The sequence below is a fragment of the Brevibacillus parabrevis genome (assembly GCF_003710905.1).
Lineage (GTDB): Bacteria > Bacillota > Bacilli > Brevibacillales > Brevibacillaceae > Brevibacillus > Brevibacillus parabrevis.
The window spans coordinates 501,315-527,115 of record NZ_RHHV01000005.1 but is presented as its reverse complement, the minus strand read 5'-3'; the positions used below and the strand labels follow the sequence as shown (position 1 = coordinate 527,115).

Sequence of the window (25,801 nt, the reverse complement as noted above, 5' to 3'; positions counted from 1 at the left end):
TTGTAAAAAACCGCTGTCACCGCGCAAGGCTTGCCGCCGACCGTTGGCTTCTTCGCCACATGTCGCGCCGCCTGTTGCCTGTTACCATTCGCCCGCTACCCTGCTGCCCTGAAACAGCACCACTCTGCGCTTCGCCCGCCTTGCCACCGCTTCTGCCGAAGAAGCGGCTTCTACTGCCATCAGGCTTGCCTCATCCCCTATCAGCGGCCACAGACGATTGCCCGCATCGTCCAGCGGAATGCGCCCCTCTGTCACGAAGCCGAGGGCCACTCCCAGCGACCGCTCATCCGTCAGGCGAAAACGTTCCGCGAGTCGGCCTGCTTTTTCCAGCAAATCTCCGCTTCCGAACGGCGTCCAGTTGTCTGTCAGGCTGTCGTTGCCGAGCATGACGGCGACGCCTGCTTTGTGCAACAGCGGAATCGGAATCGTCGGGCGGTTGATCGGAACCGTCGATGCGATCGAGATGCCGAGCGTTGCCAGCTGCTGCGCTACCTCTCTCGCCTCCTCCAGCGACACATCTCCCAGCCCGAGCGCGTGACTGATCGTGACACGCCCTTGCCACCCTGCCTCTTCCGTCATCGCTGCGATCCCCTTGATCGTGAAAAGTCCGAGGTGCCCAGGGTCGTGCAGATGCAAGTCGATGTCGGCATCCGCTTCCACAGCCAGCTCCATGATCGTTTGCAGCGAGCGTTCGATATCCTGGTCGACACCGCCGGGATCGACGCCGCCCACATGCGTCGCTCCTTGGCGCAGCGCCTCTCGCACCGTCTCGCGTGCTTGCGTGCGCAGCATGCCGTAGTGCGGGAAGGCGACAATCTCATGCGACACTTTGTCTGTAAAAGTTTCGAAAGCCCGCAGCATGCCCTCCAAAAAGCCGAGGCCGACAGTCGGGTCGACGTGGCAATGCGTGCGCACGTGCGTAACGCCCGTTTCCACCAAAAGCGACAAAATGCTCTCCGCTCCCGCCTGTGCCTGCTTCAAGTACATCGGCAGCAACGTGCGATCCTCCGCGTGCCGTTCAAACAAGTTTTTCACCGGAGTCGTCGCTTTCCACGGCCCGCCGTAATACGTTTTTTCCAAGTGGATGTGCTTTTCCGCCATCGCAGGCAAAATCAACAGACCCTTCGCATCCTTTTTTGGCACTCCGTCCTCCAAAATTTCGCTGGACGGAACGATTCGGGTGATTTTCCCGTTCTCGATAAGCAAATCGCACAGCTCGGTACGCGTTCCTGTGACAACTCCCTGATCCCACTCATACCCGCACTCCAGGCGAGCGTTAATTATCCAGTACGGAGATGCCTTCATTTGCGATCATCCCTTCGTTGTGGTCGCTTCTTCCACTTGTCCGGCGACCTGGCTTCCTTTGAAAAAGACCGCCTGGCGATCTGCCCGCCGCGCGATTGCTTCAGCCGAGCACGACGCTTCCACCAGAACGAGGCTCGCTTCTTCTCCGACAGCAGGCCACAGTTGCGTGCCGTTCGCATCCAAAGTCGTTTTCCCGCCCGTAATGAAGCGAAGCGACTGGGACAAAGCCAGCTCGTCCAGCCAACGGTTGCGCTCCGCCAAGCGCCACAAGCGCTCCAGCACGTCGCCGTTGCCGTACGGCTGCCACGTATCAAAAATGTTGTCGCAGCCAAGCGCCACGTCCACTCCGTTTTGATGCAGCAATGACACAGGCGGGATCGCCCGGCTGAACGGAACGCTGGAAATAATCGTAATGCCCGCTTCCCGCAAGATCGTCGCCATCTCTTCTGCTTCCGGCACGGGAATGTCCCCGAGCGCAAAAGCGTGGCTGATCGCTACGCGGCCTTGCCATCCGGCATCTACCGTCATGGCTGCAAGCCTTTTCATCGTAAACGTTCCCAAATGTCCCGGGTCGTGCAAATGCAAATCAACCCCGGCGTTCGCCTCGACCGCCAGCTCCATCATCTGGTGCAGCGACTGTTCGAGATCGCCGTCTACCGTTGCCGGGTCTACTCCGCCGACATGTGTCGCGCCCTGGCGCAGCGCCTCACGCAACAGCGGCTGCGCATCCGTCCGCAAAAGCCCGTGCTGCGGGAACGCCACGATCTCATGAGTTACCCGATCCGCATAAGTAGCCAGCGCTGCCTGCACCGATTCCAGATTGGAGATGCCCGCTTCCGGATAAATGTCGACGTGTGTGCGCACGTGTGTGGAACCGTAGGAAAGCAGCACGGACAGCAGGTTTTCCGCCCGCTCCTGCGTAGTCGTCGGCAAGGCTGGCAATGCCCGCTTTTCAATCTCGCAGCGCTCGATAATGTTCGCTACCGGAATGACAGCCCGCCACGGCTCGCCCAAGAGTGTCTTGTCCAGATGCACATGCTTTTCAATGAAGGACGGCAACGCCAAAAGCCCTTTGGCGTCTTTTTGCGGCAAATCGTCCGCAAGCGTCTCCGTCGCCTGTGCAATACGTGCAAATTTTCCGTCTTTTATCAAGATGTGAAACAAGGATGCATCCGTTCCAGCGACGACTCCGTTTTCCCTGCGATAGCCCGTCTCCAAACGAACATTGGTCAGCCAATAGGCAGTGCCCATCCATCATCCATCCTCTCTGGGAAATGTGTATCTATGCCTTCCCTACCCATTATCTAGGAAGGGACGAGCGTTGATTTGCACAATCTTTACGTCTATTTTCACTATTTTTACGACTTGTTCAAATTGCCTTTACTTCATACATTTTTCTGATAACTTTGACGTAAGCAAAGGAGGGGGTCACATCATGAAGGTTGAGTTCGCACCAACCAATCAAGCTCTTCCGTCAAAAGCTGCGGCAGCACGCCCAGGCAGATGGCGGACTTTTTACCGGAAATTGCGCAAAAACAAATTGGCGATGGTAGGCGGGTTTATCGTCTTGTTCTACATCGCAATCGCCCTGTTGGCACCAGTTATCGCTCCGCACGATCCTTACGCGATTGATCTGGTGAACAAGCTCAAGCCGCCATCCGCTGATCACTGGATGGGTACGGACGACAAAGGTCGGGATGTGCTCAGTCGTCTCCTCTACGGAACACGTCTTTCCATGTCTGTCGGATTCGTCGCTGTTTTTATCGGCGCTTTCTTCGGAATTATTCTCGGTCTGTTGTCCGGCTACTACGGCAAATGGGTCGACACGGTCATCTCCCGTGTCATTGATGTTCTGCTTGCGTTCCCGGGCATCCTGCTCTCGCTGGCTATCGTCAGCGCCCTGGGTCCCAACTTGTTCAACGTCATGGTCGCTGTCGGGGTCTTCTCGATTCCGGTGTTTGCCCGGATCGTCCGCGGTTCTACCTTGACGGTGAAAAAGCTGGAATACATCGACGCGATTCGCTCGCTCGGCGCCAACGACTTCACGATCATTTTCAAGCACATTTTCCCAAATATTTTGTCTCCTATTATCGTGCAAGCAACAATGCGTCTCGCGACAGCGATTTTGTCCGCTGCCGGTCTGTCGTTCCTTGGGCTCGGCGCACAGCCTCCCCTGCCGGAATGGGGCGCCATGCTGAGCAACGGACGCGACTTTTTGTTCACCGCTCCTTATTTGGCCATGTTCCCTGGCCTGGCGATTTCTACGCTCGTACTCGGCTTCAACATTTTCGGAGACGGCCTGCGGGACGCTCTGGACCCAAGAATGAAACAATAGGAGGGAAGGCTTCATGTTTGTCTACATTGTTCGTCGCCTGTTACAGATGATTCCCGTCCTGCTCGGTGTCATTCTGGTTGTGTTCTTGATCATGCAAATGGTTCCCGGCGATCCGGCTGTCCTGCTCGCTGGTGAAGGTGCTTCTGCAGAAACGATTGCCAAAATTCGCACACAACTCGGGCTCGACCAGCCTGTCATGGTGCAATACTTCCATTATGTAACGGACGTCATGACCGGAGATTTGGGTACGTCCCTGCGCTCCAACCTGCCTGTCTTCGACGAAATCATGGCTCGCCTGCCAGCAACGATCGAGCTTGCCATTGCCAGTATTTTTGTCACCGTCGTACTCGGAATGGTCGCGGGGATCATCTCGGCTACCAAGCAGTATTCCGCGGCTGACATCACAATCATGATCGTCGCCCTGCTCGGCGTCTCGCTGCCAAGCTTCTGGCTCGGTTTGAGCCTGATCTACTACTTCTCGGTCAAACTGCAATGGTTCCCGGTCGCTGGCTGGGGCACGTGGAAACACATGGTTTTGCCCGCGATCACGCTCGGAACGGCCGGAGCTGCCATCGTAGCGCGGATGACCCGCTCCAGCATGCTCGACGTCGTACGCCAGGACTACATCCGCACAGCGCGGGCAAAAGGCTTGCGTGAACAAGTGATCGTTTACAAGCACGCGTTGAAAAACGCCCTGATTCCGATTATCACCGTTGTCGGCTTGCAGTTCGGGTTCCTGTTGGGCGGTACGGTTCTCGTCGAATCCGTCTTTGCCATCAACGGCTTGGGCCGTCTGATCGTCGACGCGATCCGCATGCGCGATTTGCCTGTCGTCCAGGGCGGCGTACTGATCGCTTCCGTCATCTTCGTGTTCGTCAACCTGCTCGTCGACGTACTGTATCGCTACTTCAATAAACGAATCGATCTGAACTAAGGAGGGAGCACCATGCCAGGACAACAAGAAAAAATACTGGACGTTCGCAACCTGCAAACGCACTTTTTCACAGATGATGGCGTCAGTAAAGCCGTGGATGGCGTTGATTTCTCCCTGAACAAAGGAGAAACGCTCGGTCTGGTAGGCGAATCCGGCTGTGGAAAAAGTATCACCTCGCTTTCGATCTTGCGTTTGATTGCCAGCCCTCCGGGAAAAATTGTAGGAGGAGAAATTTTGTTCAAAGGGCAAGACCTGATTGCCAAATCAGAAGCCGAGATGCGCAAAATTCGCGGTAACGAAATCTCGATGATTTTTCAGGAGCCGATGACATCGCTCAACCCGGTGTACACGGTCGGCGAGCAAATCGCCGAGGTGCTGCGTCTGCACCAGAACATGGGCCGCAAAGAAGCGTGGGAAAAAGCGGTCGACATGCTGCGCCTCGTCGGCATCCCTTCCCCGGAAAAACGCGCGACCCAGGAGCCGCACGAGTTGTCCGGCGGGATGCGTCAGCGCGTCATGATCGCGATGGCACTCGCTTGCCGCCCGGAAATTCTCATCGCGGATGAGCCGACGACCGCGCTCGACGTGACGATCCAGGCGCAAATTTTGGAGCTGATGAAAAAGCTGCAGGCCGAAATGGGCATGAGCATTATCATGATTACCCACGATCTCGGCGTCGTCGCAGAGACGTGCGACCGCGTCGCTGTCATGTACGCCGGAAAAGTCGTCGAGTACACGACCGCCAAAAACTTGTTCGAAAATCCGAAGCACCCGTATACGATCGGTCTGATGAACTCCCTCCCCCGTCTAGACGAGGATGTGGAAGAGCTGGTGGCGATCAAGGGCAACGTTCCAAGCCCCTTCAACATGCCGACTGGCTGCCGCTTCGCCCCGCGCTGCCCGCATGCGACTGAACTGTGCCACTCCAAGCTGCCCGAGCTTTTGACAAGCGACGACGGAAGCAAGGTACGCTGCTGGATGTACACGCCTGAATGGGATGGCGCCAGCAAGACTGCTACAGAAATGGGGGTATGACGTCATGATGATGACAGCCGATCAAACGAAAAAACCACTGCTCGAAGTCCAAAACCTCAAGCAGCACTTCCCGATCAAAGGCGGCATCTTGGGCCGCACCGTCAATCACGTCAAAGCGGTTGACGATGTCAGCTTCACGATTTTTGAAGGCGAAACGCTCAGCATCGTAGGCGAATCCGGCTGCGGAAAATCGACTACCGGACGCGCCATCCTTCGCCTCGATGAACCGACAAGCGGCTCGGTATTTTTCGAAGGAAAAGACTTGCTCGCCATGTCCAAATCGCAAATGCGCAGTATGCGCAAAGACTTGCAGGTCATCTTCCAGGACCCGTTCGCATCGCTGAATCCGCGTCAGTCCGTGGCGCAAATTCTCGGCGAAGCACTGGCGATCCAAAACATCGTCCCTGCCAACCAGCGCCGGGAGCGCATCATTGAACTGCTCAGCCACGTCGGTCTGCGCCCGGATCAAATCGATCGTTTTCCGCACGAATTTAGCGGCGGGCAGCGGCAGCGGATCGGGATTGCCCGCGCCCTGGCGATGCAGCCCAAGCTGATCATTTGCGACGAAGCGGTGTCTGCTCTCGACGTTTCGATTCAGGCACAAGTGCTGAATCTGTTGAAATCCCTGCAAAAAGAGTTCAAGCTGACCTACTTGTTCATCTCGCATGACCTTGGCGTCGTTCGCCACATTTCTGATCGCGTGATGGTGATGTATCTCGGCAAAGTCGTGGAAATCGCCGACAAGAAGTCGCTGTTCGACAGTCCGCAGCATCCGTATACACAGGCGCTTTTGTCCGCGATTCCGGTCCCGGACGTCAGCAAAAAGCAAGAACGGATCATCCTGCGCGGAGACGTGCCTTCGCCGATCAATCCACCGCAAGGCTGCCGCTTCCATACGCGCTGCCCGCTCGCGGTCGAGCGCTGCAAGACAGAAGTGCCGGCTCTGACCAACGTACACAGCACGCATCAGGTTGCCTGCCACCTCGTGCCGTAAGAGACATTAAAATTTTCTAAAAAAGCAAGCGAGCCTCAAGCGGCATGATATGATGGTAACTGCAAAATCAAAGACGACCATACAGAAGGGATCTCATGATAAGCTTCGAAGGTTTCACTCTGCTCATTCTGTTGTTCATTTTGGCTCCTATTATAGGAGCTATTGCTTTATTGTTTTTGTTCATTTTTGAAAAGCGCATCGACCTGCTGGAAAACAAAAATGTGAAGATCGAGCTGGAAAAGGAGCTTCAGCAAGCGCTCTACAATCAGCTGAACCAGCAAATCCAGCCGCACTTCCTGTTTAATACATTGAATGTCATCCTCAGCCTGGCACGGCTCAACCGGACAAAAGAGCTGGTGAGGGCTCTCGAAGTCCTCTCCCAGTTTCTCAAATTCAAGTACAAATCGACGGAGCCGTTGATTTCACTCGCCCGGGAGATTCAATACACCGAGCAGTACCTGGAGATTCAAAAGCTCCGCTTCGGCCACCGACTGCACATTACTCTCGAATGCGCGGACGATTTGCTCACCGCCTCGATCCCTCCGTTCGTGCTGCAAACGCTCGTGGAAAATGCGTTCAAACACGGGCTGGAGCGCAAGATGGGCGACGCTGTTTTGCAAATCCACATCAGCCGCCAGGCAGACGATGTCTTGCTCGTCGTCGCAGACAACGGCTCTGTTGACCTCGCCGCCTTCGAGCATGAGAATGGAACAGACAGCGAAGCCGAACAGCCGCATGAGAAGAGCGGCCACGGCTTGGACAACATCCGGCGCCGCCTTCACCTTTGCTTTGGTGATCACGCACAATTACAGCTAGAAAGCTCATCTGAGGGAGGAACGCGTGTGATTGTTCAATGGCCGTGTATTTTTGAACATGTTGATGTGAGGTGAACAAGATGAACGTACTACTCGTGGATGACGAACCGTTGGAGCTGGACCAGCTGGAATACTTGATCCAGCCCATGTTCCCCTTGTGGAATCTGTACAAGGCCGCTGACGGCAGCCAAGCCATGGCGATCAGCCAGAAGGTGCCTCTTCATCTCGCCTTTCTGGACATCAATTTGCCGGGGAAATCCGGGCTGGCGCTCGGCGAGGAGCTGCGTGCCCAGCATAAAGAGATCGAACTGATCATCGTGACTGCTTACCAAGATTTTCATTACGCCAAACAATCCATCCGCCTCGGTGTCGTCGATTACATCACGAAGCCTGTCATCGAGAGCGAGCTGGTCGAGATTTTGAACAAATACCAGAAAAGTCCTGCCTTGTCCGCCTACACCCGGATTATTTCCGATGCGATGAACATCATCCACCAGAAATTTGCCGAAAAGCTCAACCTGGCTGACCTCGCCGCAGAAGTGCACATCAATCCGACTTATCTCAGTCGACGGTTTCATGAGGAAGTCGGCGTTTCGTTTTCCGAGTACCTGATGCAATACCGGATTCAGATGTCCAAAAAATTTCTGATCGGCCATCCGGAATGGAGCATCTCGACCGTAGCGGAGCGCACAGGCTTCAACAGCCAGCACTATTTCAGCACCATCTTCCGCAAGGTGGTCGGGAAAACTCCCAAAGAATATCGGGACAAGGGGAATGTATTTTGACGTATTTATCCTTTCGCGAGTACGTGCTGGGCGCAGCCAAAATCGGGATCGGACTCGGGGCCGTCTCCATTCTTGCCCGCTGGGTGACTGGCAACACCATTTTTGGCTCACCAGAGGCGCTCGTCAAATACGGCATCTTCGGCGGGATCGGCTTCGCCTTGATGGGGGCAGTCGCCCTCTGCTTCTTCGGTTTGCTCGGTCGCCGGGTGCGCCGGGAATTTTCCGAAGGCATGACCATCGGCGATTACTTGCAGGGCAAGCTGCACCCTTTTGGCTACTGGTTGATGATTATTTTGTTGCTGCTGACGACGATCGAAGCGATGTTTGTCCAAGGGATGGCTGGCGGCGTCTTGCTGAACATCTTGTTCGGCTTGCCTATCCCGCTCGGTCTGCTCTGTTTTTTTGTGTTCTCCGTCCTGTTCGCTGGCATCGGAGGAATCCGCTCGATCCACCGCTTTGCCATCGTGCAGATTGTGATTACATTTGCTGCGGCGATTCTTATTCCGGTCTACTTTTTCATCGGAAAAGGCGTCGAGCACGTCTACAACGGCTTGCGGCTGTACCATCCGTATTTGCTCGTGGCAAGCAACAAGGAAGGGCTGTTGTTTATCGTCACGGGGCTGTTGATCGGCTTCGGACAAGTTTTTTCCGACCAGGCTTCCTGGCAGCGGCTGTATATGATGGAAGAGAAAAAAATCGTCCCGACCTTTTTGCTGTCCGGACTGATTTTCGCCACGGTGCCGCTGGCCTTTTCGTCGCTAATCATCATCGTCATTTTCACGGGCGGCTTTGACGACATCTACTCGCTCATGTTCGACCTCGTTCGCAAAATCGATTCGATGTTTTTGCTTGTCCTGTTCGTCCTGTGCTCCTTCGGTGCGATCATGTCCGCATTCGGAGCCGGGCTGCATTCCATGATCAGCCTGATGGTCAACAACGTCTATCAGCTGTTCCGCCCGCGTGCAACCGAACGGCAAAAAATTCGCACGGGTTACATGCTCGCCATCATGATTGGCGCGGTGTCTTTTGGTCTGACGAGCTATTTCAAACCGACCTTGCTCGACTTGCTGTTTTTCTTCGGCATCATCTACGCCTCCCTGATTTTGCCCTTGATCGTCATCGTCTGGTCGCGGGGGAAGGCATCCAATTTCATTTTGATCAGCGCTGTGGTAGGACAGGCAGCAGGGTACGTCAGCAGAGCGTTTGTCGATCCGATGAAAGCGATCTGGATCGCTTCTTTTGCTACGGCCTTCTTCCTGGTAGGCTACCTGAGCATCACCTGGCTGTGGAGGCGCTACTTCCGCACGGCATAACGCCCGCAAGCCCTTACGCTGCTGGTGCTGGCTGGCGCTGATCGCACAGGAAGGAACGAATGTCATGCTGCGATCTTACTTGCTGCTCATTTTTTGCGTCACCGCCTGGGGCAGCAATTTTGTCTTTGGCAAAATGCTGGTGGCGGAATTTTCGCCGCTGTTTTTGTCTGTCATGCGTCTGCTGTTCATCGCGCTGTTTTTGTTGATCTGGGCAAAAGGACGACTGACGATTCCGAAGCTGTCACGGCGCGACTGGCTTTTGGTTGCGACTCTCGGCATTGTCGGCGTCGGGATTAACCAGTGGTCGTTTTACAAAGGGCTGGTGACGGCTGATCCCACTACTTCGTCGCTGATTTTGGCTTTGACCCCGGTTACGACTGCGCTGCTCGCCGCCCTGTTTTTAAAAGAAGCGCTGACATGGCGGATGGGGCTTGGCGCTGTCATCGGTACGGCTGGTGTTCTGTTCGTCATTTACACAGGGGCGGAGCTGCACTTTGACGTCGGCATTCTCTGGATCGTGCTGACGATGCTGACATTTGCCGTCTCGATCATTCTCGTCCGCATGCTCGGCCACCGACTGCCTCCGCTCGTGACCACGCTTTTTTCCAACCTGATCGGATTCGGCGCGCTGCTGCCGTTCGTCTTCGCCAGCTTGCCGCAAGTTGCCTACAGCACGCAGTTGTCTTCGTGGATTTTGTTGTTTGTGACCGCTGTCATCATGCACGGCATCGTCACCTTGATCTGGAACAGCCAGCTGCAAAAAGTCGGAGCGGCCAAAGCCGCGATGTTTTCCAATCTGGAGCCGTTTATCGCCATGCTGTTCGGCTTTTTCCTGTTGGCGAAGCCCGTCACGCTCATTCAACTGTTTGGAGCGCTCCTGATCATCGCAGGTGTTACGCTAACCACCACTTCCAAAGAGCCGCGCGATCATAAGTCCGCTTCGCCTGTTTCTTCGTGACATTTTCATTTCATACAAAAACAGTCGGAATTATGGTTGAGTTTTACAAAAGCAGAGATTATACTAGACAGTACATGCAAAGATCGAGGAGGGCTGTTCATGTCTACGGTTAAGCTGTCCCAATGGGAGACGATGCTTCTGGAAGCCGCTCGTGCCCATGGATTTGTCGATGAAGAAATCATTCACAGGCTGAGAACGGGCGATTCGGAGCCTTTCGCTGATGTGGAAGGCGGCAAATACGATTTCTCTCCCCTCTTTGAACTGTACCAAAACGATTCTGCTGCGCTGGAGCAAGCCATTCGCGACGGCTATCAAATCAAGTTCACGACGATAAACGGGATCAAGTTCCTGTTGAATAAGCGCTATCAGCTGCTGGCCGAGCAAGATTATGAGGTAGAGGAAACGGCACTGAGCCAGGTTCGCTTGTCAGTTGAAGCGCTCGACTGGATGCGCAAGACGATCTCCAGAAACTGGCGAGTCGTCGAGCAGGAAAAGCTCGCGGGCGGCAAGGAAACGGTGGTCCGATTCGAGCTGGCTGCTTCCTGAATGCGAAAAGAGCACTTTCCACGCGGGAGAGTGCTCTTTCTTTTTCACATTTTACACGCTAAAAGGAGAACGGCTATGAATGAACAAAGCTGCATACGCGCCATCCAGGATGCCTATCCTGATTTCATTGTCCACTCTCTCGTTCGCAATGAGATCGGACAAAACAACGATGTGTGGATCGTCAACGGCGCGTACGTGTTTCGCTTTCCCAAGTACGCGCTGGGCATTCGCCAGTTGAAAAAAGAAACAGCCGTGTTGCAAGCGGTCCAGGATAGCGTTTCCCTGCCGATCCCCGCTCCGGTCTATCGTTCCTTCGTACCGGAGGAGCCTGGTAAAGTCTTCACTGGCTACCCGCTGCTACGCGGAGAGCCGTTTACGCGTGAAGCGTTTGCGCAAGCAGCCCGTCACAATCAGCTCCCTGCCATCGCCGCCCAGCTCGGGCGATTTTTGCATGAGCTGCACTCTTTTCCGTATGAACAGCGGCTCCCTGAGCTTGTTTCCGACTCGGTTGGCATGGCAGACGAGCTGACGGAGCTTTACGACCGAATCGTCTCCCGGCTGTTCCCGGCCATGCGCGAGTCGGCCAAACAGGAGATTGCTGAACGATTTGAGACGTATTTGGCTGATCCTGCCCACTTTGCGTTTGCGCCGCGGCTCATTCATGGTGACTTCGGCACGACCAACATTTTGTACGACGCGCAAAAACAGCGGATCACGGGCATCATTGACTTCGGCGGAGCAGGCATCGGCGACGCGGCTTACGATTTCGCCGGACTCGCCGCGAGCTATGGCGAGAACTTTTTGTCCTGCCTGTCACCGTGGTACCCCGATCTGGATTCCGTCCTCGTCCGCATGCGCTTTTATCGCAGCACGTTTGCCTTGCAGGAAGCATTGTTCGGCATCGAGCAAGGGGATGAACAGGCGTATCGGGCGGGGATGCGGGACTATGTGTAGCGTCTTCATCCTTTCACGGCTCCTTGCGTCAGCCCCTCCACCAGGTACTTTTGGCAAAAGGCAAACAACAGCATCGTCGGGATGACAGACAGAACAGTAGCTGCCGACATCGCTCCCCACTCGATGTCGTACTTTTTGATGAAAGCGTTCATGGCGACCGGGATCGTCTTGACTGACTCTTCATCGATGAACAAAACGGCCATGATCAGCTCGTTCCAGCATTGCACGAAGGCAAAAATGAACGTGGCTGCGATACCGGGGAGCATGATCGGCACGATTACGCGAAACAACGCGCTGATCCGGGAACAGCCATCCATCATGGCCGCCTCTTCCAACGCGTTCGGGATGCGTTGAAAAAAGCCGGACATGATGATCGTGCAAAACGGAATCAGCATGACGGTGTAAATCAGGATTAAAGAAAACAGACTGTTCAAAATATGCATTTTCGACATCATGACATAGAGCGGCGCCATCCCGATGAAGATCGGAATCATCTGCGTGACGAGAAAGCCGAACATGACCTCTCTTTTGCCCCGAAACGAAAAGCGGGCCAGAACGTACCCGCCAAGCATGGCGATCACGACGACAAGCGCCGAAGCGAACAGCGATACGAGAAAGCTGTTCCAGATATAGACCTGAAAATGCGAGATGCGAAAAATCTCCACATAATTGAGCAACGTCACCTCATCGGGCCAGTAGCGGATCGGCAACGAGAAAATTTCTTTTTGCCCTTTGAGCGACGTGATGACAATCCAGTACAACGGAAAAATCGCAAAGGCCAAAAATCCGCCCAAGACAACTACCCGCGCTGTTTGCCACCATATGTGATCGCGCTGCATCTAGAAATCCCCTCCCTTCTCCATGCGGGTCGCCTTGACGTAAAACACGGTGAACACCAGAAGGAGCAAGACAATGATGACCCCTACAGCCGAGGCTTGCCCGTAATCCTGTCCGAAAATGACTTTATCGATCATATACGTGGCGAAGATGTGAGTCGAGCCTGCCGGACCGCCATTGGTCATCGCGTAAATGATGTCGGGAAAATTCAAGATCCAAATGACCCGAAGAAGAATCGTCACCAGCATCGTCGGCAAAATGTAGGGCAAGGTCACGCTCCAAAACTGCTGGATGCGCCCCGCGCCGTCCATCGCTGCCGCCTCGTACAGCTCCTCCGGGATCGATTGCAGGGCAGCCAAAATCATGATGGCAAAAAAAGCGACACCGTACCAAATGTTTGCGATGATCACGGCCGCAAGCGCCCATTTTCCATCGGCCAAAAACGGGATCGGGGCAGCGATCAACCCGCTTTTCACCAGCAAGTCATTAATGACGCCAAATTGCGCATTGAACATCCACCGCCAGATCAATCCGATCAAAAACCCGGACATCGCCCACGGAAAAAACACAAACGCCTGATAGATGCCTCTCCCCCGGAAACGGCGGCGCATGAACAACGCCAAGGCAAAGCCGAACAGCAACTGGAAGAACAGCGAGACAGCCACCCAGTAAAAGCTGTTCAACGCCACGCGGGGAAACTCCGGGCTGGTCAGGACAGCGAAGAAGTTGTCCAATCCGATGAAGCGCACATCCAGCAAATTAAACAGCGTGTAGTTTTGGAAGGACATGATGATGCCGCGCAGCAGCGGATAGTAAGTAAAAATGCCGACAAACAATACCGCTGGCAGCAAGCAAAGGCAGATGAAAGCTCCTTCCTTGGACAGCCGAAACGGCTTTTTCGGTGGCGAAACGAATGGTTCTTTCGTTACGACGATGGGCTTCTCTGTTTGCAAGACCGCTCCCCCCTCGTCTATTTGCGCTCAGCCCGCTCTTTTGTCCAATACTCGTCCCACTTTTTCAGCAAGTCTTCCGCAGAGAGCTGATCGAGCAAATAGCTCTGGATTTCCTTGTCTGCCGCGCTTTGCCACGCTCCCCAGCCTTTGTAGTCGACAGGTCTGGATACATCGATGAATGTTTGCGGCTGCTGGTTCATCTCAATGAACGGCTGGAAGTATCCGGTTTTGTAAAACTCGTCTTCCGCTGCGCTTTTTACCACAGGAATGACAGACGTTTTCTTGGCGAAGTGGGTGCTTTGCTCGGGGTCAGAGAGAAATTCGATCAGCTTCCAGGCTTCCGGTTTATGCTTGGAGTATGCTGTCATGCCCCAGCCTGGTCCGCCTACCACTTGCTGGGCTACACCTGATGGCCCAATTGGCAAAGGGGCGGTTGCCCATGTTCCTTCCTGCATTTTTTCCTTGGCCCCATCGATGACATCGGGGTCTTGGATCAGCATGGCCGTCGAACCTGCCACGAAACCTTGCACCATCTCCTGGAAGCCCCAGCTTACCGAATCGGGCGGCGATATTTCTTTGTACAGCTGCTTGTAGTAGCGCATTGCCTCCAATGACTCCGGGGTAGAAAAAAGCGTTCGGCCGTCTTTCAGGAAAAAAGCAGAGGACGGATCGACCTCGGTGCCGTTGTAGGCCCACATCGCAATCAAGGCGTAGTCCCACCCGGTAGGGCCTCCCCGGAAGCTGTACCCGTAACGATTTTTGGCCGGGTCGGTCATTTTTTTGCCCGCGGCCAACAGCTCAGCCCACGTCTTGGGCGCTTCGATGCCCGCTTCCTTGAACCAGTCCGCCCGATAGTACAGGACGCGCTGATACAAGCCGTTCGGAATATAGTAAGGGGTGTTGTCGACCCAAGTGGCGCGGCGTTTTGCCACATCGGTCAGCTGGTCGTAATTGCTCCATTTTTCCGTGTAGGGCTTCAGATTTTCAATAAAGCCGTTCATCGAGAACTGCTTCGCATTGAACTCACGGACCTCCAGCACATCAAGCTCTTCTTTTGCCATCAGCATTTGCGTAATTTTTTGATCGGCCCCCTCGAAAGGCGGGGAGATCAGGTCTACCTTGATGCCCGGGTTTTTCGCTTCAAACTGGGTCAGCATTTCCTTCAGAAGCGCTGTGCGCTGCGGACTGGTAATGCTCTCGACCATCTTCAGCCTGACTTCTTGTCCAGCTTGCTCTTTCGCGCCATCTGGCTGCGCTTGGCCGGAATTGGCGGCGGGCTGACTACACCCAACCAGCAATGCCGTGGCGATACTCACTTGAAGTGCCGCAAATATCCAGGATCGAACTCCCATACACGAACCCCCTCTACTTTTGGAAGACAGTTCGTATTATAGTAAATATTCAGAATTATTAGTTTTAAAATTTTTACCAATATTTTCACTTTCTTTACTCTTTTTCGCTGCAAAGCAAACAGCCCGTTCCACGGCTTACTTCTCCCGTGAAACAGGCTTGCGAATGCAGCTTTTGCAAAAGACTATTCGACGCGTTGCAGCATCCTCATCCCGAGCAGCACAGCCCAGGCTCGGCGATCCGCCTTGAAGAAAAAGCGCAGCGGCAGCTCGCTGTCCGTAAAGATCAATGTATCGCTTGCGGCAGCGCGCAGGGCAAACTCGGTGCCTGCCACATCGGCGACGGGCACGCCCTCCCTGACGAAAAGCCGCAGGTGCCCGCCTTCTGCGCAAGCGTACGTCCCGACAAGCTTGTCCAGCTCCTCGCCGTCGATCTGATACAGCGGCGCGTCTGGCTCCTTGTGGGCAAGCGGCAAGCCCAGCGCCGCGTTTACCGCTGCCAGCCATACTTTGCGGATTGGCACGTTTTCCATGTTGGACAGCACGACACAAACCAGACCTTTTTCTGGCACAAAACCGAAATTGGACGACACGCCTGGCTGCCCTCCCCCGTGCTCGACCAGCGTGACCCCCGCGTAGTCCGTTGTCGTCTTGAGCGCATATCCGTACCAGGCGTCTTTCGTCAGCCGATGGGCGGGCTGCCACATCGGCGCAAGTCCTTTGGCGGGCACGATTTCCTGCTGTTGATCGGGTCCTCCGCCTACGTACAGGCTTCCGTACGCAAGCAAATCCTCCACGCTGGAACGAATGCCGCCGCCAACCTCGTAGTTGCCGAGCGTTGGCCAGGCAACCTTTGTCATCTGCTGGTTTGCCCCTCGCCGCGCATACGGGGTAGAGACATTGGACAGACGCGCGACTTCCTCCAGGCTGAACGTAGAGCGGTGCATGCCAAGCGGCTCCAGCAGCCGTTCCGTCATATAACGGCGGTACAGACGGCCCGTCACTCGCTCGATGATCGCCCCAAGCAGCAGGAACATGTCATTGGCGTAGCTGAAATACTGTCCCGGCTCGCCCAGCGCGGCAAATTCCACGTGAGCCAAATAATCGAGATGCTCGTGAAACTGGATCAGCTCTTCTTTGCGCAGCAGCGGCGGAACGCCGGAGGTATGGGACAGGAGATGGCGAATCTGGATTTTGCCCGCATCGCAGCCTGTCAGTCGGAACGACGGCAAGTATTTGTTGACCGGATCATCCAGCGACAGCTTTCCTTCGTGAACAAGCTGCATGATCGCCGCTGCCGTAAACGACTTGGTGACGGAAGCGATGCCAAAAACCGTTTCGGGCGTAACAGGCTCTTTTGTATCCAGATCGCGCACGCCAAACCCTTTGGCATAGATCGTTTGTCCGTGAAGAGACAGCGCCACGGCAAGGCCAGGGACGCTGTGCTCTTCCATGAAAGTTTCTATGTAATGCGCAAGCTCTGTCGTTTGCAGTCGCTCCATAGCCGTCCTCCATATTGTTGGGATAAATGAGATCGTTCTTGCTGAAGCCGACCTTTTTACAAAAGCGTGGTCGGCAGCGCGTGCACCGTGCGCCCTTTTCTGCCGTTCGTCGTGACTGCCTGGGACAGCGAGTTGTAGATCGCTTCCTCCGTCGCCTCTGCCGCCGCCGCAAACAGCTCGTTCATGATCGGGTGATCCTCGCGAAGCTGTACGCGCGTCTCGATATGCGCGTCTGTATTGTGCGGAATTTTCTGTGCGGTGGAAAAGGCAATGACGATGTCGCCGCTCCCGTGCCCGAAGTGACTTCCCGTACGCCCCAGCCCGATTCCTGCCCGTTTGGCGACGCGCAGCAACTGCCGATCGCTCAGCGGCGCGTCCGTAGCCAGTACCATGATGATCGAACCGTCCTCTTTGCGCTCGGTTGCCTGTTTGGCCGTTTCTGTTTCGTCGGCGTTGGTATTGCTGTTGGCAAACAGCCGGTGGCCCAAAAAGTCGTCCTTGCTGCCAAAATTGGACAACACCAGCGAACCGAGCGTGTACTTCTGCCCATCCGCCGCCACGACCCGTGAAGACGAACCGATTCCGCCTTTGTAGCCAAAAGCGATCATGCCCGTTCCTGCTCCGACCGCTCCTTCCTCTACCGCTTGCTCCGAAGCGTTTTCAATCGCCGCCACAGCATCTTCGGGCCGCACCACACAGCGGCGGATGGAGTTGAGGTGCCCGTCGTTGCACTCGCCGACCACGATGTTGACCGTTCCTGTCGTATCCCCGATCTCTTCGTTGGTAGCCAGCATGTATTGCAATGTGCCCTGCGTGACGGCTGGCACCGAAAACGTGTTGGTCAGCATGATCGGCGATTCCAGCACCCCCAGCTCGTTTACTTGCACAAGCCCGGTCGTCTTGCCGAAGCCGTTGATGACGTAGCTTGCAGCGGTCACCTTTTCGCGGAACAGACTCCCTCCGTGCGGCAAAATCGCCGTCACTCCTGTACATGCGCACTCCCCGTCTGCCAACTCGTGCTGAATCGTCACATGCCCCACGCGGACACCTGCCACGTCTGTCAGATCGTTTTTTTCGCCTGTAGGCAGCTTGCCGACGACAGCTCCCCATTCGCGAATTTTTCCTCTGTTCTTTTCAGTGCGGTCCATGGTTACTCCTCCTTGCGCTTTTTTGCTTACACTGGACGGTTGCGCAAAAAGTTTTCGTAGGCGAACCCGCGCACTTCATCCTCTGTGTATCGTTTGAGCAGTTCATTGATCAAATTTTGGCTCATGCCCGCATGCTCCAGTCCGACGACTTTGGCAGAAATCCCGTCGAAATCGGAGCCTAGCCCGATGTGGCGTACTCCGCCGAGCGAGCAAAAATGGTCGATATGCCGGATCAGATCGTCGATTGTCGGCGGTGTCGACTCGTTAATGAACATCGTGCAGTAGACGACGTGGACGTTGGCTCCTTTGGCAAACATCGCCTTTGCCTGCTCATCGGACAGGTTGCGGGGGTGGCCGCAAATCGCCTGCGCATTGGAATGGCTCGCGATCGGGTACTTTGCCAGCTCCAGCGTCTCCCAGAAGCTGCGCTCACACAAATGCGAAACATCTGTCAAAATTTTTCGTTCATTGTGAAACTGGATCAGCTCTTTGCCAAACGCGGTCAGCCCGCCCTTCCGTTCTTCCAGCACTCCATCAGCCGCCAAGTTCGCCAAGTTCCAGGTAAGCCCAACAGAACGCACGCCCAGCTGGTACAAAATGTGCAGCTTTTTCAAGTCGTTGCCGATCGGCTCGACCCCTTCGAGTGTCAACATGGCTCCGATCTCGCCGTCGCCGAGCTTGTCCAGATCGCTCCAGTCGCGAATCTGTTTCATTTCCGGGTGTTTGCCGAGCACTTCGGCGTAAAAGTAATGAATCTGATCCAGCGCGCACTGGAACCGACTTTCCGACGGCAGATCGGGTGGCGTAAAAATCGCGTAGCTTTGCACTTTTACTCCGCCTTCGTGCAGTCTGTTTCTGTTCACATCGAGCTTGTCGGAATCGGTGAAGGAGATGCTGCCCTTTTCCTCCCACAGCTTCAACAGCGCATCGCAATGCAAATCGATAATCGGCATTCCCATCATTCCCTGCATTCCCTGCATTCCCATCATTCCTCGCTCTATTTTCTCTGGTCGAACTCTACCTAATTCTCTCATTTTACGGTAATGTATTTTTAAGTGCGATTCCAATGAATTTTTGCTATAGGCATCTTCAAAATTTTGCATAATGGAGCCTACCCCTATGAATATGGAACAACTGGAAGCGTTTATCTTTGTTGCCTTGACCGGGAGTTTCAGCAAAACAGCAGACCTGTTGTACCTTTCCCAGCCGACCGTCAGCATGCGGATCAAAGCGCTGGAAACCTCGATGGGCTGCAAGCTGTTTCAACGCACCGGACATACGATCTCGCTGACCAAAGAAGGCGACTTGTTTTTGCCCTACGCGAAAAATATCATGAACACACTGCAAGAAGGCCAACAGGCGATTCAGCGGTCGCAAGGCGACGTGGAAGGCGAGCTGACCATTTCGACCGTATTCGTTTCGGCCTTCTACATCTTGCCGGATCTCGTGGAACAGTTTCAGCAACTGTACCCGAAAATCAAGCTGACGATCCTCACGGGACATTCTCATCAGGTGCTCGATATGGTGCTCAACCACGAGGTTTCGTTCGGCATCGCCAGAGCGGTCAACCACCCGCAGATCAACCGGATTCAGCTCATGTCCGACGACATGGTGCTGGCGATTTACCCTGAGCATTCGTTTGCCTATCGCCATCAGGTGTCGATCGAAGAGGTGGCGCGCGAACGGCTGATTTTGTTCAACCGCGGCTCTCTGGACTGGAAGCTGATCAACAACGCGTTCAGCCATTTTCAACTGCAAAACAACGTGGTCATGGAAGCGGACAACATCGAGGTCGTCAAGCGGATGGTGAAGCAGCGGCTTGGCATCGCCTTTTTGCCTCGCTTTGCGATCAGCAAGGATTTGAGCGACGGGAAGTTGAAGGAAGTAGATGTCCTCAACCTGCCGCAAATCAACCGCAATTTTGAGCTGATTTACTTGAAAGACACGCCTGTAAACGGAATCATGCGGACGTTTATCGATTTTTTGATGCAAAACAAGGCGTTGCAGTGAGGGATATACCGTTGGCAAAGGGCTTCGGCACGTTTTTTGTGCGCGGGGCTTTTTCTTTTTGGGTGGCTTCGGTTGAATGGGGAGCGCTTGGGAGGATGCTTTGTGGATTGCTTTATTGGTAACTCGGGTGGGGCGAGGAAAAGGCTGAATGCATGAAAGCTGGCTTGGGCTTCGCTTTGTAGATTGCGTTATCGGTACTTCAGGTGAGGCGGGAAAAAGCTTAAGGAGCAAAGCCTGTTGGGGTGGCGCTTTGTAGATCGCGTCATCGGTACTTCAGGCGCGGCGAGGAAAGAGACGAATCGCTGTAGCTTCTTGGGATACCCGCTGGGGGCCTAGACTGCACGGCTCCGGGGAAAAAGCGAAACCGCGTCAAAAGCAGCCGCTCACAGATGCAGATTCACGTTGACGCTTAAAACCGTGTTTCGCTTTTTCCTCGGAACCTCGGTCGGTATCCCAAAGAGCTTTCGCGCATTTCGTCTCTTTCCTCGTCAGCAGTTGGTTGTGGTCGGCGCGGGTTTCAAAGAAAAATGCCAAGTGCGAAAAAGCCTACTTCGGTAGCGCTTTGCAGTTTGCTTCATCGACACTTTTCCTATGGCGAGGAAAGAGACGAATCGCTGTAGCTTCTTGGGATACCCGCTGGGGGCCTAGACTGCACGGCTCCGGGGAAAAAGCGAAACCGCGTCAAAAGCAGCCGCTCACAGATGCAGATTCACGTTGACGCTTAAAACCGTGTTTCGCTTTTTCCTCGCAGCCTCGGTCGGTATCCCAAAGAGCTTTCGCGCATTTCGTCTCTTTCCTCGTCTGGGGCTAGGTGTGGTGATCGGGGGTTTCAAGGAAAAGGCTGAATGCATAAAAGCTTGCTTGGGCTGACTCTCTGTAGTTTGCGTCATCGGCACTTCCGCCGTGACAAGGTAAAATCGAAACCATGATTAAGGTTTTTCTTGAAGTCGGTTGCGTCATACAACGCATCTATGAAAAAGGATTGTCTACTTCCCGCACTGAATTTCCCCCTGATCAACCATCACGAAGCTCATCCAGAAATTTCCTCCTCCGCTTAACTTTCAACAAACAAACTCCGCCCAAAGCTAAACGTTGGCCGAGGAAACAGGAGAAACAAGCGGCAGGGCTTTCGGACTCCTCCCAGCCGGAGGTGAAAAAGGAAAACGGCTTTTAAGCGGCAACGTGAGCACACTTCTTCGAACACACTGCTTTTGCCGCGGTTTTCCTTTTTCACCGCAGGCGGCCAGTCTCCCCTTCCCCGCAAGAGGCCAGGTGCCCTGCGGCGGTTTCTCCTGTTTCCTCCCTTCGCTGCAGCACCGTTCAACAGCTGCACTAACATTTCAGTTCCTGATCAACCATCACGAAGCTCATCCAGAAATTTTCTCCTCCAATTAACTTTCAACAAATAAACAAACTCCGACCAAAGCCAAACGTTGGCCGAGGAAACAGGAGAAACAAGCGGCAGGGCTTTCGGACTCCTCCCAGCCGGAGGTGAAAAAGGAAAACGGCTTTTAAGCGGCAACGTGAGCACACTTCTTCGAACACACTGCTTTTGCCGCGGTTTTCCTTTTTCACCGCAGGCGGCCAGTCTAGGCTTCTCCGCAAGAGGCCAGATGCCCTGCGGCGGTTTCTCCTGTTTCCTCCCCTATGTCGCCACCGTCCTTTTAACCACCTGCTTCCGCCCGCCGAGCCTGCTGATCGACCAGAGCAGACAGCCGATGATGAACAGCATCACGATCAACCCAACCGTAAAATTGCCAAAAACATCCACAGTCAACCCAATCAGCATCGGCCCAAGACAGCCGAGCATGTAGCCGCCGCATTGCATTGCCGCTGACCAGGAAGTCGCTTCCGCAGCGCTCTCCGCTTCCTGAATCGGGATCAAAAGCGCCAGCGGGAACAGACCGCCTGCCCCGATTCCGAGAAACACGGTCGCCAACCACGGCGACAGGTGAGCGAGCAGCAAAGCGACGCCGATCAGCTCGGACAGGGCACAGATGACGAGCCACAGATTGCGTTTGCCCGTGCGGCTGACGATGACCGGGACGAAAAAGCTGACGGGAATCTGGATGATCGTAAACAACGTCAGAACGAGTCCCGACTGCTCGTGGCTGATTCCTGCCGATTGCACGAGCGGCGCCAGCCAGGCGGTAATCATGTAAAACATCGATGACATGCAACCGAAAAACACCATGCTGCTGCCCATTCGCCCATTTTTCACCCGCAAGGAAGGCCGTGTCAGCTCCGATTTCGCCGCTTTTTCTTTCGTCAGCGGAAGCAGCAGCCCCGCCGCAATCACCGCCAAGCCTGCCCAGACGCACAGCGCATATTGCCACGACTGGTGCAGCCCTTCAAAAATCGGAATCGACAAGCTCGAAGCGACCGCCGCCCCGATGACCAGCGATACGGAGTAGATGCTCGTAGCACCCGGCCTGCCAGGAAAATGCTTTTTGATAAAGCCTGACAAAAGCGGGCCTGCGATGCCGATGCCAATTCCGGAAATCAGGGCAGTCGCCAGCAGGCTGACGCTGTCGTTGACCGCCGCCCGAAACGCCGTAGCCGCAAAAATCATCACCATAGAGACAAACAACGCTCGCTCCAGCCCAAAACGCTGGCTAAGCGTGATCGACAAAAGCGCAAACAGCCCCATGCACAAGACCGGAAGCGTCGTAATCAGGCTGGCGGTCACGCCGCTCATGCCCAAATCCTTTTGAATGATGTCAAGCAACGGTCCTACAGACGTAATGGACGGCCGCAAGTTCAGCGACAGAAAAAACACGACGAAACCCAAATAAAAAAACTTCACGCAAGCACTTCCTTCCTCAGTCCTTGAATGAAGTGTAAATGCCGGATTATAATAGATCAATTCTATTTTTTCTATACAAACAATAGCTACAGACTATGTATAAAGGAGCGGAAGCGATGGAATTTCGCCAGCTGCAATACTTTCTCATGCTGTGCAACGAACTGCATTTTTCCGAAGCCGCCTACAAGCTCGGCATCACCCAGCCGACATTGAGCCAGCAAATCCGCGTTCTGGAAGACGAAGTCGGCGTTCCCCTGTTCGACCGCATCGGGAAAAAAACGGTAAAGACAGAAGCCGGAGAAATTTTGGAGCATCACGCCAGACAAATCGCGCAGCAGCTTGAAAATGCGAAAACAGCCATCGCAGACTTGACCCGCCTGCATGCCAGCCACTTGCGCATTGCCGTACTGCCCTCCGACCTGGACTATCGGCTCACCTCTTTGCTCATCGACTTTCATAAGCAATTCCCGCAAACCAAAGTGCAAGTGTTTCCTTCCATCGACATCGTCAATCAGGTGTTGAACATTGAAGTCGACCTGGGTGTCGGTCTGTCCATGCCCGCCGTGCCTGCCGACCAGCGCTTGACCCGCATCCCGTTTTACACGGAAACGTACAGTCTCTACGTCCATGCCGACCACCCGCTTGCCGAGAACGAATTTGTGTCTGCCGACGATTTGCGCACCATCCCGTTTGTCATGTATCCGAAAGGCTTTTACGGCAGAGATTTGATCGACAGATGGGGGCTGGAATACGGGCTGACCGTTGAGACGATCATGGAAACGGGTTCTGCCACCTCCCTGCTCCAACTCGTTCACGCCGGAATCGGAGCCACGATCCAGCCCAGCCGCCTGATCGAAAGCTTCCCCTCGCTCAACATTCGCGCGATCGAGATCAAAGATTCGCCGATCCGGGAAATGGTGATCATGTATCGCAACGACAAGTACATGAGTGTGGCTGCCAAAGCGTTTATCCATAAGCTGGAGACGTCTTTTCGCACCTTTCGTTAACAAACGCAGGCGGACTGCTTGTTCATCAACGAACTTCAGACGACACACACTTTTGAAAAATGGCTCGGCTCGCCCTCCCGCTGGTTCGAACACAAGCCGAAAAGGACATCCTAAGTGGTAGCTTCGCTATCCCACAAAAAGCCAAACACAAGGAGAGCCTTCAATGCATCAGCCAGCCATCATCCATTTCACCGACAAAGACCTCGACGGAGAATCGTGCGCCATCCTGAGCCGAATCGCCTATGCCGGCCAGGAAGTCCTCGTCCGCGGCGTATCTCCGTATACCGTCAGCCAGGAGATCGAGACGTTCATCGAGCAGGAGCTTGCCCCCGGAATGTCCGTTGTCATTACCGATGTCAGCGTCAACGAAAAAGTAGCCGCCCTGATTCAAAAACAGGTCGCGCGCGGGCATTCGTTCGTCCTGATCGACCACCACCCGACAGCGCTGCCGCTGTCAGCCAAGTACGACTGGGCGAACGTCGTGGTAGAGGAGGCGGGGAAAAAGCCCTCGGCCACAAGCCTTTACTACGACTACTTGATCCAAAAGGGCGCGCTTGCGCCTACCGACGTGCTCTCCCACTACGTAGAGCTGGTTCGCGCTTTTGACACGTGGGACTGGGAGACGAGCGGCAACGACCAGGCGCATCAGTTGAACCTGTTGTTTTACTTGGCAGAACGGGAGACTTTTGCCGATCAAGTAATCGGACGATTGCGCGGGGAAGGCGACGACACGGATCAGTTTGTGTTCACGGAATGGGAGTCGATCCTGATCTATGCGGAGGAACGCAAAATCGCTGCCTACGAGCAAAAAAAGCTGCGGCAAATGAAGCGGCTTCCGGTCGACATCGACCTGGACAAGCCGAAGCAGTACACAGTCGGGGTCGTCTTTTTGGAGCAATACCACTCTACGACGGGAAGCTTTTTGTGCAAAAGCGACGAGACAATCGACTTTGTCGCCATGCTCGATCCGGGAAAAGGCCGGATCAGCCTGCGCACGAACCGCGATGACGTCGATCTCTCTGTGATCGCCGCCCATTACGGCGGTGGCGGACATCCAAAAGCGGCGGGCTGCTCGTTCACAGGGCTGACGTTGAAAACGTTCGTCTACCCAGCCCTGCGCGTCCATTAAACGCAAAAAATCCCCTCCGGTCATCCACGTCCGTCCCAAGCTGTTACGAGACGAACGCGGACGCTTCCGCGAGGGGATTTTTCCTGCCTTACCGTTACGCGTGACCCAGCAACGCTTCCAATACTTTCTGCACTTTTACACCTGTCTCAAACGTAACCAGCCTGGCTTCCTTGCCTTCCAGAGCCAGCGCCAGCTCATCGAGCAACAGCGACAGACGGTCCTGCTCGGGCACGCCCGCTGCCTGAGGAGCTTCATTGTCTCTTCCGACAGACAGCTTGCTCCAGTTGACCACACTGAGCGTGCCTTTTGTACCGTAAATGCGGTAGTCCAAATGCTCCTGATGCGCGATACCCGCCAGCCCGTTGATCGTCACAGGCGTGCCGTCTGCCAGGCGCAAGAAGGCAGATACGCCTGTTTCACACGCTTGCGGATCTTCCGGATAGTCTACCTCCGAGCGGATCACCTGCAAGTCGCCAAACAAAGCGTACGTCAAATGGGTAAAATGCGGCAAAACCTCGCGGATGAAGCCGCCCTGCTCCCGACCGGACAGCCACGGCGTCTGCTGCCACGGGCGCGGCCATGTATGGAAATGAGTCAAAATGTCGATTCTGCGCACATCGCCGATCTCCTCCAGCCTGCGGCGCAGCTCCGGGAAAATGCCCTGATAGTAGAGCGGGAAATTCATCGCGTGTACGACACCTGCGTCTTTCGCTGCGGCCAGCATTTCCTCCGCTTCCCCAAGCGAGTTGGCGAGCGGCTTCTCGCACAGCAAATGCTTTTTGTGAGCCAGCACGTCCAAGGCAATCGCGTGGTGGAATTTTGGCGGAACAGCCAGATAGATGCAATCCAGCTCTTCTTTTGCGAGCAATTCCTTGTAATCGGTGTACCACGGCACGTCTCCGGATTTTTGCGCAGCCTCCTGCGCTCTTTCCGCCGAAACGTCACTGACTGCCGCTACACAAAATGTTTCGTGCGTGCGAATGGCGTTCATCATTCGTTCGCCCATGACTCCTGCGCCGATGACGCCCACTTTCCACTTGCTCTGGTTCATCTGTCTTTCCTCGCTTCCTGATGAAGTACGTCTTT

At 54.8% G+C, this 25,801-nt stretch carries 23 protein-coding genes; 13 read left to right on the top strand and 10 right to left on the bottom strand.

The window, feature by feature from the left end:
* Window positions 1-81 precede the first annotated feature (81 nt).
* Both EDM60_RS05775 and EDM60_RS05770 read right to left on the bottom strand, forming a co-directional pair.
* Window positions 82-1,305, bottom strand: coding sequence for an amidohydrolase (locus tag EDM60_RS05775; RefSeq protein WP_122963099.1), 1,224 nt, complete (start codon window positions 1,303-1,305; stop codon window positions 82-84).
* A gap of 6 nt (window positions 1,306-1,311) precedes the next feature.
* Complete coding sequence (locus EDM60_RS05770; protein WP_122963098.1) at window positions 1,312-2,556, bottom strand: amidohydrolase; 1,245 nt, start codon at window positions 2,554-2,556, stop codon at window positions 1,312-1,314.
* 184 nt (window positions 2,557-2,740) lie between these two features.
* Here EDM60_RS05770 and EDM60_RS05765 point away from each other — a divergent pair, with 184 nt between their 5' ends.
* The 10 genes from EDM60_RS05765 (at window position 2,741) to EDM60_RS05720 (ending at window position 11,974) form a co-directional block, all read left to right on the top strand.
* Complete coding sequence (locus EDM60_RS05765) at window positions 2,741-3,640, top strand: ABC transporter permease (RefSeq protein WP_122963097.1); 900 nt, start codon at window positions 2,741-2,743, stop codon at window positions 3,638-3,640.
* 13 nt (window positions 3,641-3,653) lie between these two features.
* A complete protein-coding gene (nikB, locus tag EDM60_RS05760; protein WP_122963096.1) occupies window positions 3,654-4,574 on the top strand; it encodes a nickel ABC transporter permease in 921 nt (306 codons plus the stop codon).
* 12 nt (window positions 4,575-4,586) lie between these two features.
* The gene (locus EDM60_RS05755) at window positions 4,587-5,609 is read left to right on the top strand and encodes an ABC transporter ATP-binding protein (protein WP_122963095.1); all 1,023 of its coding nucleotides are present in this window, start codon (window positions 4,587-4,589) and stop codon (window positions 5,607-5,609) included.
* A 4-nt stretch (window positions 5,610-5,613) separates the two neighbouring features.
* A complete protein-coding gene (locus tag EDM60_RS05750) occupies window positions 5,614-6,603 on the top strand; it encodes an ABC transporter ATP-binding protein (protein ID WP_122963094.1) in 990 nt (329 codons plus the stop codon).
* Window positions 6,604-6,773: 170 nt separating this feature from the next.
* Window positions 6,774-7,493: a sensor histidine kinase gene (locus EDM60_RS05745; RefSeq protein ID WP_229049852.1), complete on the top strand. Its 720-nt coding sequence runs from the start codon at window positions 6,774-6,776 to the stop codon at window positions 7,491-7,493.
* Between the two features lie 5 nt (window positions 7,494-7,498).
* The gene (locus EDM60_RS05740) at window positions 7,499-8,203 is read left to right on the top strand and encodes a response regulator transcription factor (RefSeq protein WP_122963092.1); all 705 of its coding nucleotides are present in this window, start codon (window positions 7,499-7,501) and stop codon (window positions 8,201-8,203) included.
* Window positions 8,200-9,516, top strand: a complete 1,317-nt coding sequence (locus EDM60_RS05735; protein ID WP_122963091.1) for a sodium:solute symporter family transporter — start codon at window positions 8,200-8,202, stop codon at window positions 9,514-9,516. Before EDM60_RS05740 ends, EDM60_RS05735 begins: the two co-directional genes overlap by 4 nt.
* Window positions 9,517-9,580: 64 nt before the next feature.
* On the top strand, window positions 9,581-10,474 hold the full coding sequence (locus tag EDM60_RS05730; RefSeq protein WP_122963090.1) for a DMT family transporter: 894 nt from the start codon (window positions 9,581-9,583) through the stop codon (window positions 10,472-10,474).
* A 99-nt stretch (window positions 10,475-10,573) separates the two neighbouring features.
* Window positions 10,574-11,020 (top strand): hypothetical protein, encoded by a 447-nt coding sequence (locus tag EDM60_RS05725; protein ID WP_122963089.1) that lies wholly within the window; start codon window positions 10,574-10,576, stop codon window positions 11,018-11,020.
* 75 nt (window positions 11,021-11,095) lie between these two features.
* Complete coding sequence (locus tag EDM60_RS05720) at window positions 11,096-11,974, top strand: phosphotransferase family protein (protein ID WP_122963088.1); 879 nt, start codon at window positions 11,096-11,098, stop codon at window positions 11,972-11,974.
* A 5-nt stretch (window positions 11,975-11,979) separates the two neighbouring features.
* On the opposite strand, the gene EDM60_RS05715 is transcribed toward EDM60_RS05720, so the two are convergent.
* The 6 genes from EDM60_RS05715 to EDM60_RS05690 all read right to left on the bottom strand — a co-directional run bounded on the left by EDM60_RS05715 (window position 11,980) and on the right by EDM60_RS05690 (window position 18,725).
* Window positions 11,980-12,813, bottom strand: a complete 834-nt coding sequence (locus EDM60_RS05715; protein WP_122963087.1) for a carbohydrate ABC transporter permease — start codon at window positions 12,811-12,813, stop codon at window positions 11,980-11,982.
* Window positions 12,814-13,764, bottom strand: a complete 951-nt coding sequence (locus tag EDM60_RS05710; protein WP_122963086.1) for a carbohydrate ABC transporter permease — start codon at window positions 13,762-13,764, stop codon at window positions 12,814-12,816. It abuts the gene before it with no gap.
* A 17-nt stretch (window positions 13,765-13,781) separates the two neighbouring features.
* Complete coding sequence (locus EDM60_RS05705; protein ID WP_409362256.1) at window positions 13,782-14,930, bottom strand: ABC transporter substrate-binding protein; 1,149 nt, start codon at window positions 14,928-14,930, stop codon at window positions 13,782-13,784.
* Window positions 14,931-15,298: 368 nt separating this feature from the next.
* Entirely contained in the window at window positions 15,299-16,615 is a 1,317-nt protein-coding gene (locus EDM60_RS05700) for a serine hydrolase domain-containing protein (RefSeq protein WP_122963084.1), read from the bottom strand.
* Between the two features lie 56 nt (window positions 16,616-16,671).
* Window positions 16,672-17,763 carry a DmpA family aminopeptidase gene (locus EDM60_RS05695; protein ID WP_122963083.1) on the bottom strand — a complete coding sequence of 364 codons (1,092 nt, stop codon included), beginning with the start codon at window positions 17,761-17,763 and terminating at the stop codon, window positions 16,672-16,674.
* Window positions 17,764-17,789: 26 nt separating this feature from the next.
* Window positions 17,790-18,725: a dipeptidase gene (locus tag EDM60_RS05690; protein ID WP_122963261.1), complete on the bottom strand. Its 936-nt coding sequence runs from the start codon at window positions 18,723-18,725 to the stop codon at window positions 17,790-17,792.
* A 157-nt stretch (window positions 18,726-18,882) separates the two neighbouring features.
* Here EDM60_RS05690 and EDM60_RS05685 point away from each other — a divergent pair, with 157 nt between their 5' ends.
* A complete protein-coding gene (locus EDM60_RS05685; protein ID WP_122963082.1) occupies window positions 18,883-19,773 on the top strand; it encodes a LysR family transcriptional regulator in 891 nt (296 codons plus the stop codon).
* Between the two features lie 1,645 nt (window positions 19,774-21,418).
* On the opposite strand, the gene EDM60_RS05680 is transcribed toward EDM60_RS05685, so the two are convergent.
* Complete coding sequence (locus EDM60_RS05680) at window positions 21,419-22,579, bottom strand: MFS transporter (protein WP_122963081.1); 1,161 nt, start codon at window positions 22,577-22,579, stop codon at window positions 21,419-21,421.
* Between the two features lie 116 nt (window positions 22,580-22,695).
* Between EDM60_RS05680 and EDM60_RS05675 the strand changes: the two genes are divergently transcribed.
* On the top strand, window positions 22,696-23,586 hold the full coding sequence (locus tag EDM60_RS05675; protein WP_122963080.1) for a LysR family transcriptional regulator: 891 nt from the start codon (window positions 22,696-22,698) through the stop codon (window positions 23,584-23,586).
* Between the two features lie 163 nt (window positions 23,587-23,749).
* Complete coding sequence (locus EDM60_RS05670) at window positions 23,750-24,715, top strand: DHH family phosphoesterase (protein ID WP_122963079.1); 966 nt, start codon at window positions 23,750-23,752, stop codon at window positions 24,713-24,715.
* A 94-nt stretch (window positions 24,716-24,809) separates the two neighbouring features.
* Here the strand turns inward: EDM60_RS05670 and EDM60_RS05665 are convergent, their stop codons facing one another.
* Window positions 24,810-25,766, bottom strand: coding sequence for a Gfo/Idh/MocA family protein (locus tag EDM60_RS05665; RefSeq protein ID WP_122963078.1), 957 nt, complete (start codon window positions 25,764-25,766; stop codon window positions 24,810-24,812).
* Between the last annotated feature and the right edge of the window lie 35 nt (window positions 25,767-25,801).